17 protein-coding genes, 1 pseudogene and 1 riboswitch are annotated in these 16,392 nt (G+C 40.9%); of the genes and pseudogenes, 5 read left to right on the top strand and 13 right to left on the bottom strand.

Features of this window, described 5'->3' with window-relative positions; genetic code table 11:
• Nucleotides 1-24: 24 nt before the first annotated feature.
• Nucleotides 25-189, bottom strand: a complete 165-nt coding sequence (locus WAM07_RS14410) for a hypothetical protein (RefSeq protein ID WP_422167930.1) — start codon at nt 187-189, stop codon at nt 25-27.
• A gap of 409 nt (nt 190-598) precedes the next feature.
• A complete protein-coding gene (gene hepT / locus WAM07_RS14405) occupies nt 599-1,042 on the bottom strand; it encodes a type VII toxin-antitoxin system HepT family RNase toxin (RefSeq protein WP_422167928.1) in 444 nt (147 codons plus the stop codon).
• A 146-nt stretch (nt 1,043-1,188) separates the two neighbouring features.
• Between hepT and glpX the strand changes: the two genes are divergently transcribed.
• The 3 genes from glpX to WAM07_RS14390 are packed head-to-tail and all read left to right on the top strand — an operon-like array spanning nt 1,189 to nt 2,785.
• Nucleotides 1,189-2,163, top strand: coding sequence for a class II fructose-bisphosphatase (glpX, locus tag WAM07_RS14400; RefSeq protein WP_422167926.1), 975 nt, complete (start codon nt 1,189-1,191; stop codon nt 2,161-2,163).
• Between the two features lie 13 nt (nt 2,164-2,176).
• Complete coding sequence (locus tag WAM07_RS14395; protein ID WP_224894133.1) at nt 2,177-2,443, top strand: DUF3055 domain-containing protein; 267 nt, start codon at nt 2,177-2,179, stop codon at nt 2,441-2,443.
• A gap of 48 nt (nt 2,444-2,491) precedes the next feature.
• On the top strand, nt 2,492-2,785 hold the full coding sequence (locus WAM07_RS14390; RefSeq protein WP_089751744.1) for a cytosolic protein: 294 nt from the start codon (nt 2,492-2,494) through the stop codon (nt 2,783-2,785).
• 49 nt (nt 2,786-2,834) lie between these two features.
• Here the strand turns inward: WAM07_RS14390 and WAM07_RS14385 are convergent, their stop codons facing one another.
• Entirely contained in the window at nt 2,835-3,110 is a 276-nt protein-coding gene (locus WAM07_RS14385; RefSeq protein ID WP_224894134.1) for a YutD family protein, read from the bottom strand.
• Nucleotides 3,111-3,242: 132 nt separating this feature from the next.
• Here WAM07_RS14385 and WAM07_RS14380 point away from each other — a divergent pair, with 132 nt between their 5' ends.
• Nucleotides 3,243-3,866 (top strand): YhcN/YlaJ family sporulation lipoprotein, encoded by a 624-nt coding sequence (locus tag WAM07_RS14380; protein WP_422167924.1) that lies wholly within the window; start codon nt 3,243-3,245, stop codon nt 3,864-3,866.
• A gap of 174 nt (nt 3,867-4,040) precedes the next feature.
• Nucleotides 4,041-4,886: pseudogene (locus tag WAM07_RS14375) on the top strand (M23 family metallopeptidase); the annotation flags it as partial.
• A gap of 46 nt (nt 4,887-4,932) precedes the next feature.
• On the opposite strand, the gene WAM07_RS14370 reads toward WAM07_RS14375, so the two are convergent.
• The 10 genes from WAM07_RS14370 to sufD form a co-directional block, all read right to left on the bottom strand.
• Nucleotides 4,933-5,025 carry a MetS family NSS transporter small subunit gene (locus WAM07_RS14370; protein ID WP_224894136.1) on the bottom strand — a complete coding sequence of 31 codons (93 nt, stop codon included), beginning with the start codon at nt 5,023-5,025 and terminating at the stop codon, nt 4,933-4,935.
• The gene (locus WAM07_RS14365; protein ID WP_422167922.1) at nt 5,025-6,554 is read right to left on the bottom strand and encodes a sodium-dependent transporter; all 1,530 of its coding nucleotides are present in this window, start codon (nt 6,552-6,554) and stop codon (nt 5,025-5,027) included. Before WAM07_RS14365 ends, WAM07_RS14370 begins: the two co-directional genes overlap by 1 nt.
• A 221-nt stretch (nt 6,555-6,775) precedes the next feature.
• Nucleotides 6,776-8,329 (bottom strand): Na+/H+ antiporter NhaC family protein, encoded by a 1,554-nt coding sequence (locus WAM07_RS14360; protein ID WP_422167920.1) that lies wholly within the window; start codon nt 8,327-8,329, stop codon nt 6,776-6,778.
• Between the two features lie 134 nt (nt 8,330-8,463).
• Nucleotides 8,464-8,653: riboswitch (Lysine riboswitch) on the bottom strand.
• A gap of 54 nt (nt 8,654-8,707) precedes the next feature.
• Nucleotides 8,708-9,484 carry a sporulation protein YunB gene (yunB, locus tag WAM07_RS14355; protein WP_422167919.1) on the bottom strand — a complete coding sequence of 259 codons (777 nt, stop codon included), beginning with the start codon at nt 9,482-9,484 and terminating at the stop codon, nt 8,708-8,710.
• Nucleotides 9,485-9,589: 105 nt separating this feature from the next.
• The gene (locus WAM07_RS14350; protein WP_422167917.1) at nt 9,590-10,981 is read right to left on the bottom strand and encodes a bifunctional metallophosphatase/5'-nucleotidase; all 1,392 of its coding nucleotides are present in this window, start codon (nt 10,979-10,981) and stop codon (nt 9,590-9,592) included.
• An 11-nt stretch (nt 10,982-10,992) separates the two neighbouring features.
• Complete coding sequence (locus WAM07_RS14345) at nt 10,993-11,805, bottom strand: sulfite exporter TauE/SafE family protein (protein WP_422167915.1); 813 nt, start codon at nt 11,803-11,805, stop codon at nt 10,993-10,995.
• Nucleotides 11,806-11,983: 178 nt separating this feature from the next.
• Nucleotides 11,984-13,381, bottom strand: coding sequence for a Fe-S cluster assembly protein SufB (sufB, locus tag WAM07_RS14340; RefSeq protein ID WP_422167913.1), 1,398 nt, complete (start codon nt 13,379-13,381; stop codon nt 11,984-11,986).
• Nucleotides 13,382-13,414: 33 nt separating this feature from the next.
• Entirely contained in the window at nt 13,415-13,858 is a 444-nt protein-coding gene (sufU, locus tag WAM07_RS14335; RefSeq protein WP_014644159.1) for a Fe-S cluster assembly sulfur transfer protein SufU, read from the bottom strand.
• Entirely contained in the window at nt 13,848-15,068 is a 1,221-nt protein-coding gene (locus WAM07_RS14330) for a cysteine desulfurase (protein ID WP_422167911.1), read from the bottom strand. Before WAM07_RS14330 ends, sufU begins: the two co-directional genes overlap by 11 nt.
• A complete protein-coding gene (gene sufD / locus WAM07_RS14325; protein WP_422167909.1) occupies nt 15,068-16,375 on the bottom strand; it encodes a Fe-S cluster assembly protein SufD in 1,308 nt (435 codons plus the stop codon). Before sufD ends, WAM07_RS14330 begins: the two co-directional genes overlap by 1 nt.
• Nucleotides 16,376-16,392 lie beyond the last annotated feature (17 nt).

Raw genomic sequence — 16,392 nt, 5'->3', positions numbered from 1 at the left:
GAACATCCCATGTGGTAAGCTTCCTCAGGCTTCGCCTTCCGGGATCTTACCGATCATGTTCATCCCACAGGAGTCTTCATCGTCCCCCTCCGGACCTTGCGAAATTTGGAGCTCGAAATCCTCTTCGAAGATGCCTGCTAAATAAAGATAATTAACCTGATAGCGAAGCTGAATATCTAGCGTATTCAAGTGTATAAACCCCGCTATATAAGCATGTAAGACTGATTCAGGACGCTTACTTCTCTTATAGAAGGGGCCGTTTTATCCGATATTGGCTGGGTGGCGAAGGAAACGACGAGACTCCCGCGGGAGAAGGAGCTAGGCGAGACCCCACAGGGAGTGACAGCGACCGAGGAGGCTTGCCAGTTCCCCCGCAGGAAAGCGAGTTGTTTCCGTAGCCAGCCCCTCTCTATATTAAGCAACGGACCAAAGATATCTCGAAACTGAGTCTTACAGATAACGGCCCTTTAGTTTAATAAGACTCACATGCACCATCATCTTCATTAACAAAGCCTACGCACTAACACCATTGGCTAATAACCAAATAAAAAATCGCGTTATACACGCGACTATTTTATCATGATTATTGATCTAATGACTATTTATTGTCGTTGGAAAATGCTGATACGGGGCCCAATTCATGATTTAAGTAATATCGTATACGATCAGGGAATCTTTGGATTTCATTAAACTGACGGCTCCAAATGTCCTTAATAGTATGGTGATCAACTGCCGTATAATTCTGGACAATCATTTTTCTAATACCAATCAATTGTTTGTACCCTTCCTGTTCTTCTTCAGGCAGTACTTGTTCATCAGTAAGAATGTCAATTATATCCTCATAACTCCCTGGATCTCGCATAATAAAGCCGTCAATCATCATATTACCTACATCTATAATAGCTTCAATACTAATATGAGTGAGACGTTCAATCGCAAGCTTATCTGAAAATGAATGGTACGATGACTTTGAATATTCATCTAAGATTTTTTCCATATACGTTAAAATCTCTTCAATCTTTTCACGATTTACAAAATACATCCTAATACCTCCGCACAAAAACTTTTTTCACACAAATCTCTTAAATATGATAACATAATGCATGGTTTTAATTAAAAAAAGGTGATATTACTTACGCAACTTTTTATTAGTGTATACTAATTTTAACATGAATCGGGGGAGAATATATGGATAGAGAATTAGCACTGGAATTGGTGAGAGTAACGGAAGCTGCAGCTGTTGCCTCAGCTCAATGGATGGGCAGAGGCGATAAAATGAGTGCTGATGATGCAGCAACTACTGCCATGAGAACGATGTTTGATTCCGTATCAATGGAAGGGGTCGTTGTAATTGGGGAAGGTGAACTAGACGAAGCCCCAATGCTTTATATCGGTGAAGAATTGGGAAATAAAACAGGACCTTCCGTGGATATTGCTGTTGACCCTTTAGAAGGTACTAATATTGTGTCAAAAGGGCATAATAATGCTGTTGCTGTTATAGCTGCAGCAGAACGTGGGGCTCTGCTTCATGCTCCCGATATGTATATGGACAAGATTGCTGTAGGAAAGTACGCTAAAGGTCTCATCCATATAGATGATCCTATTGAACGCACGATCGATATTGTGGCCCGCGCGAATAATAAACGTGTCCGGGATTTAACGGTTATCATTCAAGAACGTGATCGCCACCAGGATATTATTGATCGTGTTATCAAAAAGGGTGCCCGTGTAAAATTGTTTGGTGATGGAGATGTAGGTGCTTCCATTGCCACCTGCCTCCCGGAAACAGGAGTAGATCTTTTCGTAGGGAAAGGCGGTGCCCCCGAAGGTGTCATCTCGGCTGCAGCTATTAAAAGTTTAGGTGGAGATATGCAGGCCAGGCTTGCTCCGCAAGATGAAGAAGAAATAGAACGTTGTCGCCAAATGGGACTGGAAGACCCCTTACAACACTTGACGCTCGATCATCTGGTGAAAAGTGATGATGCGATCTTCGCAGCAACCGGTGTGACCGAAGGAGAACTGTTGGATGGAGTAAAATTCTTAGGTGGTGACCTGGCCCAAACAGATTCAATTGTCATGCGGGCTAAAACTAGAACCGTGCGATTTATTAAAGCTCACCATCATTTGGATTATAAGCCCCATTTAGTAATGAATGAAGAATAGGAGTTGAAATTTCATGGCTCAAAGACCTCTCCTAGAGGACTTTACTCAGGAGACTAGCACCCGGTTTGTATGCTTTACAGCCGGGAGCCATCGTTTCGAGCTTGCTTTAATGAAAGCTGCTCATTTTAATAACCAGACGATGGTTATTAACCTTCACAAAAATCGTCAAGCATTGTTGGATCTTGAAACAATTAGGAAAGATGGTCATTTGGAACATTTGTTCCAATTAAGTGCTATTGAAGCTGAAGAGTTAAGGAACTATCTTCCCGATCTCCTTTGAATAAAGAAACCTCCCCTGGAAAAACTAAGAGCCAAGGGAGGTTTTTTTATGAGCAGAAAAGATAAAAAGCTTTATTCTGATTTTGCTAATGTAGAGGCGCAGCGTAATTATTTAACGCCTGAACAACTTCCTGAGGGACCTTATGGTGCCCCAAGAAATAAAGATAAACCTGTTTCCAATGAGAAGAGTGCTCCCTGGACAGAACAACAGCGTTACTACAGCGCGTTCAACTATGAATATAAGGCATTGCACCAAGACCTTCAACGTCAAGAGGATGGCGCCCATCCTATTCATGACGAGAAAAACCGGGATATAAAACCTTCAGAAGAAGAATCCGAATAAATCACTTTTTCTTACCACAAAAAACCGACGGGCCTTAGGCCCGCCGGTTTTACTGATGTACACGCTTCAACACAAAATAGGCACAGCCAAAGTTGCAGTACTCATACAAATAATCTTCAAGCGTACTAATTTTTGTATCGAATGTGGCTTTTGGGTTTTGATCATCAAAAAAACCTTTAAGACGAAGCTGACCATATCCCCAGTCGCCAACTATAAAATCATATTTACTTAATATATCGCTAAATCTTCCTTCTACATCTTCCTGTTGAAAGGCATCTCGATGATTCTCTACGATTTCAAAGTTCTTACCTGAAATTTCTACCACGTCTATCACCTCTATCCTGACATAAGTGTATCATATTTCCCGAATAACGCGGAAATACAACTTTACAAAATAAGTATGATTCATAAAAAAAAGTTCAACCTAAGTGAAACCGATTAATAAGGAGGAACAGAAGTGAAAAAGCTAACCATTTTACCTATTTTATTAGCCTGTCTGATTATGATCGCAGGCTGTAACGAAACAACAGACCGAGAAGAAGAAACACGTGATGGAGATACTCTAAACGGAAACGCTATGGATAATTACAATAATCAGCCTCTTGAAGGGCAAGTGGGATATGTAAGATTTAAGAAAGACCAATTGGATCAGGAAGCTGAAAAAAATCGAGATATTAAAGTTAATCGTGAACAAATGGCTGACATGATTACAAGAATGATTCTGCGATATGATGGATTTGAAGATGTTGCTACTTTAGTTACAGATAACGAAATTCTCGTCGCTTACCAGCCTCCCAATAATCACGACCGAGAGCAAGCAGCTGATATGGTTCAAAAGACTGCTTATTCGTTAGTACCAAGCTTTTACCACGTTTTTGTATCCGATAACCCAGCTTCATTTGGAGACATCCAAAGTGTAAGTACTTCCACTGTATATGATGAACAATATACGGAAGTGATCGACAGTATTATTAAGAAAATGAAGAAATCTCCGCAAGGTAAAGTACCTGAAAATGACAGCGACCAGCCCAGTGAAGGTCCAAATATGGGGCCTGATGATAGACCTGGTACAGAGACCTGATAATCTAATCTGCCTTTCATTTCCAAACATAACATTAAGCATGTAGTTCATGCTAACAGTATCAAAAACCATCGTAGGTGAATATTAATGAAATGTTTAGGTATATCGCTTATCTTTTTTGTATTGATGAGCTTTGGAAGTGAACATATATACGCAGATCAGGAAAGTCAGGCAAGAATGGCCTTGTATAAAAAAACAGAAGCTCTTACAAATATTCCATGGGAGTACCTTGCGGCTGTTGATCAATATGAACGCCAGGTCCATGATGATCCTAAAGAAGGACGGGTCACAGCTATTAAACCTGAACCCTTTTTTTGGACAGGGAGCGCAGGCGAAATGCCTGTGGATTTCTTTCCCAATGGGTGGGGGGCTGACGGCAATGGCGATAACAAAGCAGAAATTGAAAATGATGAAGATGTCCTTTGGACCATTGGACAATACATTCAATCTTATGGTACCTCAGAAGATGATATTAAAATTGCTTTATTCAACTACTATAAGCGTGATTTAACCGTGCAAACCATTATGAATACTGCGGAAGTATTCAAAAAATTCCAGACAGTCTCTTTGACAAAAAGAGACTTTCCCGTACCAACAGAAGCCAATTACAGCTATAGGAGCACCTGGGGTGATGCCCGTGGTTTTGGGGGACGACGCATTCATGAAGGTACGGATATCTTTGCTAATTATGGAGTACCTGTCAAGTCCACCACTTATGGTGTAATTGAAATGAAGGGCTGGAACAAATTTGGGGGCTGGCGAGTGGGTATTCGTGATATTTACAACATTTATCACTATTATGCACATCTAAACGGATTTGCAGATAATATCGAAGTGGGAGACGTGGTACAGCCAGGAGACGTAATAGGATCCGTCGGAGCTTCCGGTTATGGGCCACCAGGAACTTCGGGTAAATTCCCTCCACACTTACACTACGGTATGTACCAGGATAACGGTAAAAATGAATGGGCGTTCGATCCATATCCATTTCTAAAAAAATGGGAGCGTATGGTCAACTAAAAAAACCGGAATGGTGATTGAATTCACCATTCCGGTTTTTATTATTTTAACTTTTTGATTTTCGGACCGCGTGGGTAATGCTGAGCGCAAGTCCGCCCCATATAATTCCTATGGTGATAATAAACATAATAATCGCCATTATCTAGCACTCCCCTTCGAGTCTTCATCTTCATTGAATTCTAACTCATTGTGCGGCCATTTCTTCATTGAGAAAAGAACGCCTATAACAATAGCTGCAATAGCCACTAACCAGCCACCAACAACTAATAAAGTCACAGGGTAGCCTTCATACGCAGATGACAACTCAAGAATAAGATTCTGAATCATCATGTATCCAAGGACAATAGGTGTAATAACCTGTAGACAAACTACCCACCAGTTGCCCAGCATAATATCAGAAGTTTGGTTCGCATGTTCTTTCAGACCTTTAATACTGCGTGCCAGCCATGCAAGCGCCACAATCTCTACGAGACCCGATAATGCCACTCCAAACGTGTTGATGAAATGATCGACCGTATCCAGAATGCTTAGTCCGCCTCTTGTAGCGTAAAGAAGGGAAATAACTGCTGACAGACCGCCTCCTAAGAGTACAGCTTTAATACGGGACACATTAAATTTCTCCGATACAGCTGCTACATACGTTTCTGTAATGGAAATTAAGGAAGAGAGACCGGCAAGAACAAGGGAAGCAAAGAATAAGAATCCAAACAGTCCAGGTATTCCCGGAATTTGGCTAACAATTTCAGGGAATACCATAAATGCTAGTCCAATCCCCCCGACTCCACGTTCAGCAGCCAGTTGACTTACAGATGTATCATATTGGAATGCCATAAATCCTACGGCTGCAAACACACCAATACCAGCTAAAATTTCAAATGACGAGTTAGCAAACCCGGTTATAAAGGCATTGTTCGTAATGTCTGACTTCTTCGGCAGATAAGAAGAATAAGTTACCATGATGGCAAAGGCAATTGATAAACTGAAGAAGATTTGTCCGTATGCTGCCACCCATACGTTAGGATCTGCTATCCTGCTCCATTCCGGCGTAAAGAATGCTGATAGACCATCAGCAGCTCCTTCAAGCGTCACTGCTCTGACGACTATAATTAAGAATAAGACGACAAGTAGAGGAATGAAGATTTTATTAGCTACTTCAATCCCTTTTTTAACTCCTCGCGCTAAAAACCCTAAAGTAATTACCCAAACGGCAAGCAAAGGCAGGAGTACTTTCGGAACAAGTCCGCCAATAACCCCGGCATCGGCCAGCTCCAGAAAATCTCCTACGAAAAATGCTGTTGGGTCATCGCCCCAAGATAAGTTGAAAGAATAAAAAGCATACATAATTGCCCAGGCAATAATAACAGCATAATAAGTAGAAATAACAAATGATATGGCAACTTGCCACCATCCCATCCATTCAAAGCCCTTTTTAATTCTCCCGAAAGACTTTGGTGCAGACCCACGGTATTTATGACCGATGGTATATTCCATGATTAAAAGCGGAATACCTGCTGTAAGTAAAGCAAATAGATAAGGTACGATAAATGCTCCTCCGCCGCTGTCGTAAGCAGTGGCAGGAAAACGCCAGATGTTACCAAGCCCGATAGCTGACCCCATAGCAGCTAGCAGGAAACCAACTCGCGTCCCCCATTGTGCACGATTTTCCATGTGAAAGGCCCCCTTTTATTTATATAACCCCTCATTTAACCCTAAATCAGGAATGAGAGGATGTTTCAAAATTTTTATTTTTTTCTGATTATTTCTGCTTAAATTATAACCATCCGTTTAGGGGTTGTCAAAGTTATTTTAAAATATTTAGAATTTAACAAAAATAACAAAAAAAGGATAGAGACCTTGAAAGGTCTCTATCCTTAGGATAATTATAACGTTTATTTCTTCTCAACTGAGGATGTTAAGGAATGAATCAATATACCTATAAGCACCACAACAGCCAGGGTTGCTAACAGTGGAATCCACACTTGACCTGTTAGGCCAAGAAGAATATATCCAATCGAGGCCGCTACAGCAGCTATACCTGCATAAGGAAGCTGTGTGAGTACGTGGTCGATATGGTTTGCACCTGCCCCTGTAGAGGATAATATTGTTGTATCTGAAATAGGCGAACAATGGTCTCCAAATACAGAACCAGCCAGTACAGCTGATAGAGCAGGCAGAATCATGGCCGGCTCCGTAACAGCTGCTATCTCCCCTGCTATCGGAAGCATGATTCCAAAGGTTCCCCAGGAAGTTCCCGTGGAAAGTGCCATGAATCCGGAAATGATAAAAATAAGCAAGGGCAGGTAAGCAACATTAATATCCGCCTGGCGGAACTGCTGAGCTAAATATTCACCTGTTTGCAACTGACTGATAATATCTCCAATCATCCACGCAAAAACTAATATATAAATGGCGGGGAGCATGGCTTTAATTCCTTCCCAGAATACAAGCGGTGCTCCCGACTTTGGTCCAGGCTGTCCTGCATATAAAACACCTGCCGTAACAACGGCTGCTAGTCCTCCTATAAATAAGGAAATATTCACATTGGTATTTGCAAAAATCGCAAGCAGATCTACGGCACCCTCCGTATTTCGAATACCTGTGAATACCATAGCCGCTACTGTCCCCGCCACAAGCGCTCCAATTGGCAGGATTAGATGGGCAATTTTGCCATTGTTATGCTGCTTAAACTCATCATTTAAATCCCCTGGAACATCTCCTTCGGGGTTAGTTAGCTGACCAGTATCTAAAGCTCTCTTCTCATGCGTACGCATAGCTCCAATGTCGAGCTTCAAAAAGATAGTGAGAAAGACTAGAAGTAGCGCAGCGAACACATAATAATTGGCTGGAATCATTAGTATAAAGGCTTCCAATGCCTGATAGTTAGAAATTTCATTAGCTGCTAAAATACTTCCGATCGTGCCAATGATATAAGCACCCCAACTCGATATCGGAGAAATAACGGTAATGGGAGCAGATGTAGAATCAATGTAATAGGCAAGCTTAGCCCTTGATATTTTGTAACGGTCTGTTACAGGTCTGGCCACCTGACCAACAGCTAACGCGTTAAAATAATCATCAATAAAAATGATAATACCTAACACAGCCGGAAGCAGTTTTGCCCCTTTTCTTGTGCGGATTTTCTCAACAGCCCATTTTCCGAAGGCCTTACTTCCCCCCGAGGCAGTCATAAAGGCTGTAGTGATCCCTAATAAAAATAAGAATGATAACAGATAAAGGTTCCCAGTATTGAGAGCTCCTTCACTTACGAAAATAGTCGAAAATAACGACCAGATTAATACTAAACCTTCTTTGAGATCAATTCCCGTAAGCATAAATGCTCCGATAATAATCCCTATACCAAGTGATAGAATTACTCTTCTTGTTACCAAGACAAGGACCAGCATTAATACTGCCGGAATTAATGAATAAATCGTTCCTTCCATGACATTCCCTCCGTAAATCTTTTGATGTAAACGGGAGTAGGAAGGCTACTGCCTATAAAAATGAGGAATAAAAAAAGACAATGATAGTAGAAAATAACCTATCATTGCCTGTAGCAACTTGATTATCCTCCATTTCGATCAGTAGCGCCCCATGCACCCAAAAGAGCATGCATGACAGTGTGTCTCTTCTTCAGATATACACCAGCATAGGATAGTCTGACAACACTATCGTACACTTCGGCAGAAACTCATCCCTTTCATCAATGATCCTAGCTTGCCTGGCTCCCATTGATTACTAATGACGTCTGCACCTCTACCTCACCGATCTGATAAGGTCACGCATATTTATTTCCATGCAATTCTATCAGTATAGTTACATTATTGCAAGGCATCCATCGGAAAGGAAAAAGATGGTGATTTGTCTGGGGCTTCTCCTTGACCACCATAGAAGTCAGGAACTTCTCCTAAAATAGTAGCTGTGTCTATAGGAATATCTGTCGCAACGGTTGTCGTTTCAGTGGAGAAAGGAATAACAATCCTTACGTTTACCTCAATATGAATAGATAATTGAAATAATGCTGCATTAATACCGTACTCTGTAATTTCACTTTGGAAGTTTGACTGTACATCCCCAATCACTCGTAATTGAACCGGTACTTTAGGACCCAGGTTAGCGAGAAGCGAATTATTCGTCGCCTGTCCGACCGGAATCTCAATTAATGTTGCGGGCTGTTCACCTAGTTCCTCCTGGGTCATATTAGGATCAATGTCAGGCTCAAGTGTTGTATCTTCCATTGGTAATTCGTTTAGTTCCATTCTTTTTAGAAAGTTTTGGACACGGTACGTAGTATTTCTCAGCACCCTGTTCACAACAACTGAATTCCAGCCCATATAAACGACATTTCCCTTATCATCTTTTTCCATTTTAACTAAATCATTAAATTGTAGGTCTTCCGCTATTTGTTTATTGACGGCTTCATTGATTGCATCTCTTGCCAATTGCTGGGTTTTTGTTTCAGCTATACCAATGAGTGCCGGAGTAATTCCCCGGTTAATTAGCCAGAGGCTCAAAGCAGTGAATAGTAAAAAAAACAAGAACGTCAAAACGATTCTTTTCCCAATTGAGGGCCCATTTGTAACTTTAGTTTTCCCCATTAAAACAACCCCTCCTGAACTAACTATATGTAGTCCAGAAGAGATTTAGGCATAGAAATAATGATAACTTTGATTCTTGGCCCCCTATATAAAGGGATAGACCTACTATTCATATGTTTTTAGAGCTTCCGATAGTAAATCCCGGAGTAACTCAGGCATATAATAAGACTTATTGGGTGCATAAGCAATTTCAGGAAACAGCCTGCCAAATGTGAATGTATCAGCGGTTGAGAGAGTATAGGATTTCTCCTGATCAATAGGAATGCCATTTTTCGTGACTCTTACTACGCGTTCTTCACCATCCTGCGACTCTTTCGTTTCAATTTCCACGCCTGCAAAAACCATTTTTCCGATTACTTCTCCACGAAAGCCAAATCCTTTCAAGCGGATTTCAGTTAACTTTCTTGTATGAGCTACCCGGATAACTTCCAGTAGTTCATCCCCTTTCAATTCTACTTTACAAGGGTTCATGGGGTGAGGACAGATCCGGTGCACATCTTGATAAGTTACTTCCCCTTCTCTTAAATGATCTAATAAAATACCCGCATTCAGCATAGCCACGTCTGAATTTGTCCACTTCTGTAGTTCTATGGTAAGTCTGGACATTAAAGAAGTCTCTTGAAACCAGCCTATATATAAGGGCTTAGTTAACTTCGTTATGGGAGTTTGTAAGAGGTCTATGGCTCTTTCCCTCATCACCTGTACATCCTGTGTGACTTTCTCATCTTTGCGTAAATTCTCAGTGGGAATCGCGTATGCTTCTTTTTTCATTAATTTTCTTTGTTCGGTATCCCATTCTAATAGAATTTCTCCCAGATGAGTGCCATGTTTTCCGGCAGCTGTTAAAAGCGAATTCTCCGTATATTCACCATTCTGGAATAAGTGGTGAGTGTGGCCGCCAACAATGACATCTATCCCTTCATATCGACGTGCAATTTCTTCATCATCATTAATACCTAAATGAGAAAGAAGGATCACAATATCCGATTGTTCACGGACCTCATTTAACAACTCATCCAATGCATCATAAGGAGATTCAACTTGCCAGCCAAGCTGTTTATAAAATGTTTTAAAAGGAGCTGTCAATCCAATCAGCCCAATCTTTGTTCCCTTATTAGAGATTAGAATATCGTGTGACTTCAGCCATTTAGGCTGGTCTCCCTCACCGTAACTGAGATTCGCACAGATCACTTCAAAATTCGCCTTATCATAAAGGGTATAAAGATCCTCACTCGAAAGCGTGATTCCTTCATTATTCCCTAAATTCGCGAGATGATAGCCAGCTTGATTCAAAAGTTCCACGTTACCTTTTCCCATTAACCCTTCCGCTATCGGATGAAATCGATCCACATGGTCTCCGTTGTCCATTAACCAGAAGTTCTCACCTTTCCGGTTGTGCTGATCTTTCTTCCTTTTAAAGTAGCCGACGATTTGGGGCCAATTCTCAAAATGACTATGTAAATCACTTGTATAATAAAAAAATAATTTTTCCTTCATCATCAGTCTCCTTATCCAATTCCTTGCCATATTAAACGGATACCGATTAAGATCAATAATACCCTTAGAAACCATTCGACAGCTTGTCCTTTTAGAAGTCGGTTAAAACGAGCCCCGAGCGTTCCTCCCAAGTATGCCCCTGGAATAAAATAGAGTGTATAAGCCCATTCGACGTGACCTAGAAAGATATGAGTAGCCGAGCTTGAGATGCTCGCAAAGAAAATCATGAACATCGAAGTAGCCGTTGCAATGTGGGCGGGTATATTGAACAATAAAATCATCGCAGGCACCATTAGAGAGCCCCCGCCAATGCCGAGCAACCCCGACAGCATTCCCACTCCAAGGGATAGAATAAGACCTAAAGCAATCGGCATCTGATAAGTATAAGTTGTTCCTTCAATAACCTTCTCTCTTTTGAGACCTTTATTAAACAAATAGGTCCCTGGAGTTTTCCTCGGTATAAAAAACAGTAAAGAAACTACAATCATAATGCAGCCAAACAATAAAGAAAACATATCAGTTTTAAAAAATTGATTTAACCACGAGCCTATAATTCCCCCAGGAACACTTCCTATTAGAAAAACATATCCGATTTTTTTATCTACACGGTCATGCTTCAAATAGGAAAGAGCAGAGGACATTCCTGTAAATATCATGACCACCAGCGAAATTCCAACTATTGACTGCGGGCTTACCCAGTCGAAAGTACTTAGCTTATCTCCTAAAAATAGTAATACAGGTACTAAAATAACACCGCCGCCTAAACCCGCGATGCTTCCAACTAATGCTGTTACTAAACCGATCATAAACATGAGGATGACCATTTTAAAACATCCTTTATCTCTATAGATAATATTATAGTATCATGTTTTCTATTCTTAAAACATCTAGCCTATGTTAAGAATTAAAAATATCAGTCCTGGTTAAAACGCATAAATGTATTGCATAAAAAAGTACAGGTGGAGAAACCACCTGTACTTTCAGTGTAAGAATTAAATTGAATTAACCGATAGAACCTTCCATTTCGAATTTAATTAGACGGTTCATTTCTACGGCATATTCCATTGGCAGTTCTTTCGTGAATGGTTCAATGAAGCCCATTACGATCATTTCAGTTGCTTCTTCTTCAGAAATACCGCGGCTCATAAGATAGAATAGTTGTTCTTCAGATACTTTAGAAACTTTGGCTTCGTGTTCCAAAGAGATATTTTCGTTCATGATCTCATTATAAGGAATGGTATCTGAAGTAGATTCGTTATCCATAATTAACGTGTCACATTCTACGTTCGAACGTGCACCTTCGGCTTTACGACCAAATTGGACAATCCCGCGATACGTAACTTTACCTCCATGTTTCGAAATCGATTTCGAAACGATCGTAGAAGACGTATTAGGGGCAAGATGGTGCATTTTCGCGCCGGCATCCTGATGCTGTCCTTTTCCGGCAAGGGCAATGGAAAGAGTCATTCCGCGCGCGCCTTCACCTTTAAGGATAACGGCTGGGTATTTCATGGTTAGCTTAGAACCAAGGTTTCCATCCACCCATTCCATTGTCGCATTGGAATCAGCTACTGCACGTTTTGTAACTAGGTTATAAACATTATTCGCCCAGTTTTGAATCGTTGTATAACGGCAGTAAGCATTATCTTTAACAAAGATTTCTACAACCGCACTATGAAGTGAACTGGATGAATAGGTAGGTGCTGTACATCCCTCCACATAGTGAACAGAAGAACCTTCATCTGCGATAATCAATGTCCGTTCGAATTGACCCATGTTTTCTGAGTTAATTCGGAAATAAGCCTGCAATGGTGTCTCTACTTTTGTATCTTTAGGAACATAAATGAATGATCCGCCAGACCAAACCGCAGAGTTTAGTGCAGAAAACTTATTATCAGATGGTGGAATCACTTTACCGAAATATTCTCTGAAAAGATCTTCGTTCTCTTTAAGAGCGGAGTCTGTATCTTTAAATATAACACCCAGATCTTCAAGATCTTTTTCCATATTATGATAAACCACTTCTGATTCATACTGAGCTGATACACCTGAAAGATATTTCTGCTCAGCTTCTGGAATACCTAAACGATCAAACGTATTTTTAATTTCTTCAGGAACTTCGTCCCAGGAACGTTCAGAACGTTCAGATGGTTTCACGTAGTAAGTGATATCATCGAAATTCAATTCTGATAAGTCTCCGCCCCATTGCGGCATAGGCATTTTATAAAACTGTTCTAAAGCTTTCAGGCGGAAATCAAGCATCCACTGAGGCTCTTGTTTATAATTGGAGATTTGTTCCACGACTTCCTTCGTTAAACCTTTTTGGGTACGGAAAATAGAAATGTCTTTTTCATGGAATCCATATTGATACTCTCCAACTTCTGGTGCTTCTTTAGCCATGATTATATACCTCCTTTTGGTATTGACAAAAGCTTAATCCTGCTTTTCTTCATCTACGCCTTTCTCCATAGCCTTCCAGGCTAATGTAGCGCATTTGATACGTGCTGGGAACTTAGAAACTCCCTGTAATGCTTCTATATCTCCAAGGTCAAGCTCGTCAGTGTCCACTTCATTTCCTTGCATGAGCTCTGAAAAGAGTTCAGACATCTTAAGCGCTTTTTCCACGGGTTTTCCTTTGATTGCCTGAGTCATCATGGAAGCAGAGGACATGCTGATGGAGCATCCTTCGCCATCAAACTTGGCATCTTTAACCAGATTATCCTCTACTTGCAATTGAAGTTGTATGCGATCACCACAGGTCGGATTATTCATATCCACTGTCATATGATCTCCTTCAATCGCCCCTCGATTACGCGGGTTTTTATAGTGATCCATAATGACCTGGCGATAAAGTGTATCTAAATTGTTAAAAGACATCGCCAAAATACTCCTTTGTTGTTTGTAATCCTTCAACAAGTTTATCAATTTCTTCTTCTGTATTGTACAGATAAAAGCTGGCGCGCGCCGTTGCTGACACTTCAAGCCATCTCATTAAAGGCTGAGCGCAGTGATGACCTGCACGAACGGCAATTCCTTCAGCATCCAAAACGGTCGCTAAATCGTGAGGGTGAACATCAGAGAGGTTAAACGTAACAAGACCTGCTCGTTCTTTCGGTCCGTAAATCGTCATACCTTCCACTTGCTGCATTCTATCTTGCGCATAAGCAGCCAATTTTTGTTCATGTTTTTTGATTTCGTCCAGACCGACTTCATTCAAAAAGTCGATCGCGGCTCCTAAACCAACGGCTCCAGCAATAATGGGAGTGCCTGCTTCAAATTTCCAAGGCAAGTCTTTCCACGTTGAATCGTACCAATTTACGAAATCAATCATTTCTCCCCCGAATTCAGCAGGTTCCATATTTTTAAGGAGAGCTTTTTTACCATAAAGAACTCCAATTCCAGTTGGTCCACACATCTTGTGGCCGGAAAAAGCATAAAAATCTGCATCCAAATCTTGAACATCAATTTTCATGTGCGGTGCACTCTGCGCACCGTCTACTAACATAACCGCATCATTTTCATGAGCAATGGATGCTAGTTCTTTTATTGGATTTATCGTTCCAAGAACGTTGGAAACATGCATGATAGCCACAATTTTTGTGTTCTTAGTAATTGTTTCCCGTGCATCTTCCAAGTTAATCGTTCCATTAGCCTGAAGAGGCATATATTTTAAAACAGCCCCTGTTTCTTTTGCCACTTGCTGCCATGGAATGATATTACTATGGTGCTCCATTGGGGTGATGACAATTTCATCACCCTCCTTGAGGTTGGCTCTTCCATAACTTGACGCAACGGTATTAATGGCTGTCGTTGTTCCGCGAGTGAAGATTACTTCCTGGGTACTGGAAGCATTAATAAACCTTCTCACCTTTTCACGAGCACCTTCATACTCATCCGTTGCCCATGTTCCCAGCGTGTGAACGCCTCTATGAACATTTGAGTTATATCCGCGATAATATTCATCAAGTTTTTCAATGACCTTAATCGGCTTTTGAGATGTTGCGGATGAATCCAGATATACAAGCGGATGGCCATTTACTTCCTGATGAAGAATCGGGAATTCATTGCGTACCGCATTGATATCCATTAATATACTTTCCTTTCAATTACCTGGGTTAGTTGACGTTTAACGGCTTCCACAGGAAGCTGTTTAACAACGGGAGCAAGGAATCCATGAATAATGAGGCGTTCTGCTTCAAACTTGGAAATACCGCGGCTCATTAGATAGTAAAGCTGTACAGGATCCACTCGGCCGACAGAAGCAGCGTGACCAGCAGTTACATCATCCTCATCTATAAGAAGAATCGGATTAGCATCGCCGCGTGCATCTTTACTAAGCATGAGTACACGAGATTCTTGTTCAGCATTAGATTTCGAAGCTCCATGCTCTATCTTGCCAATTCCATTAAAGATTGCAGAAGCTTTATCCTTCATAACACCATGCTGAAGTATATAACCATCTGAGCCTTGTCCGAAGTGGGTAATATTTGCAGTAAAGTTCTGCTTTTGACTACCGCGGCCAATTGCTACTGTTTTCGCATTTGAATGAGAATTATCACCAATTAAATGAGTGATATTCTCAGATACAGTATCGCCTTCGTTCATTTGTCCTAGAGCCCACTCAATCACAGCATCACGATAAGCAACACCTCGACGGTTCGTATAAACCGTTGTTCCAGAATCAAAGTTATCAACAGCACCAAATGAAACCTTGGCGCCGTCTTTGGCAATTACTTCAGTAACATTATTTGCTGAAGTTTTCTCTTCTTTATTATTAGAGATATAATTCTCCACATACGTTACAGAGCTATTCTCTTCCGCTACCACGAGAATGTGGTTGATTAGAGAAGCTTTTGGATCCTCCTGCCAGAAAATAGCTTGAATAGGATCTTCAATTTGTACGTTTTTAGGTACATAAAGGAAGACTCCGCCATTCATTAAAGCGGCATGAAGGGCTGTAAGACGATGTTCGTCTACGTGTACAGCATCATTCATATAATATTTCTGTACTAGATCGCTATGATCTCTGAGAGCAGAAGCCATATCGGTAAAAATAACACCTTGATCTTTTAAATCCTGATCAATTGCTGCATAGGCTACCGTATGGTTTCTTTGAATAACCAGGTTTTGCTGTTCTTTCTCTTTATCTAAAAAGTCTTGAATTTCAGCTGGTAAATCCTCAAGTGAATCGATAACTTCGCCTTGAACATTGTGTTTGAACTCAGTGAAATTCCACTTGCTTATATTTGTCTTATCAGGTTTAGGCAGTTGAAGTGATTCTGATTTTTCCAAGGCACCCAATCGAAGGTTTCTCATCCATTCTGGCTCTTGTAAACCATTGGAAAATTGTGTTACATACTCTTTGTCGTATGGTAGTGAGACGTCTACTGTCATGTTAACCCTCCTATCTT

It is taken from the genome of Halobacillus sp. (genome assembly GCF_049282395.1).
Lineage (GTDB): Bacteria > Bacillota > Bacilli > Bacillales > Halobacillaceae > Halobacillus.
Note: the sequence above shows the minus strand (reverse complement) of the source record. Positions and strands in the feature narration are given on the sequence as shown.

What these genes read in the sequence shown, in the direction of transcription:
- hepT (WP_422167928.1), bottom strand. Translation starts at nt 1,042, where the DNA reads ATGTATTTTGTAAATCGTGAAAAGATTGAAGAGATTTTAACGTATATG.
- glpX (WP_422167926.1), top strand. Translation starts at nt 1,189, where the DNA reads ATGGATAGAGAATTAGCACTGGAATTGGTGAGAGTAACGGAAGCTGCA.
- WAM07_RS14395 (WP_224894133.1), top strand. Translation starts at nt 2,177, where the DNA reads ATGGCTCAAAGACCTCTCCTAGAGGACTTTACTCAGGAGACTAGCACC.
- WAM07_RS14390 (WP_089751744.1), top strand. Translation starts at nt 2,492, where the DNA reads ATGAGCAGAAAAGATAAAAAGCTTTATTCTGATTTTGCTAATGTAGAG.
- WAM07_RS14370 (WP_224894136.1), bottom strand. Translation starts at nt 5,025, where the DNA reads ATGGCGATTATTATGTTTATTATCACCATAGGAATTATATGGGGCGGA.
- WAM07_RS14365 (WP_422167922.1), bottom strand. Translation starts at nt 6,554, where the DNA reads ATGGAAAATCGTGCACAATGGGGGACGCGAGTTGGTTTCCTGCTAGCT.
- WAM07_RS14360 (WP_422167920.1), bottom strand. Translation starts at nt 8,329, where the DNA reads ATGGAAGGAACGATTTATTCATTAATTCCGGCAGTATTAATGCTGGTC.
- yunB (WP_422167919.1), bottom strand. Translation starts at nt 9,484, where the DNA reads ATGGGGAAAACTAAAGTTACAAATGGGCCCTCAATTGGGAAAAGAATC.
- WAM07_RS14350 (WP_422167917.1), bottom strand. Translation starts at nt 10,981, where the DNA reads ATGAAGGAAAAATTATTTTTTTATTATACAAGTGATTTACATAGTCAT.
- WAM07_RS14345 (WP_422167915.1), bottom strand. Translation starts at nt 11,805, where the DNA reads ATGGTCATCCTCATGTTTATGATCGGTTTAGTAACAGCATTAGTTGGA.
- sufB (WP_422167913.1), bottom strand. Translation starts at nt 13,381, where the DNA reads ATGGCTAAAGAAGCACCAGAAGTTGGAGAGTATCAATATGGATTCCAT.
- sufU (WP_014644159.1), bottom strand. Translation starts at nt 13,858, where the DNA reads ATGTCTTTTAACAATTTAGATACACTTTATCGCCAGGTCATTATGGAT.
- WAM07_RS14330 (WP_422167911.1), bottom strand. Translation starts at nt 15,068, where the DNA reads ATGGATATCAATGCGGTACGCAATGAATTCCCGATTCTTCATCAGGAA.
- sufD (WP_422167909.1), bottom strand. Translation starts at nt 16,375, where the DNA reads ATGACAGTAGACGTCTCACTACCATACGACAAAGAGTATGTAACACAA.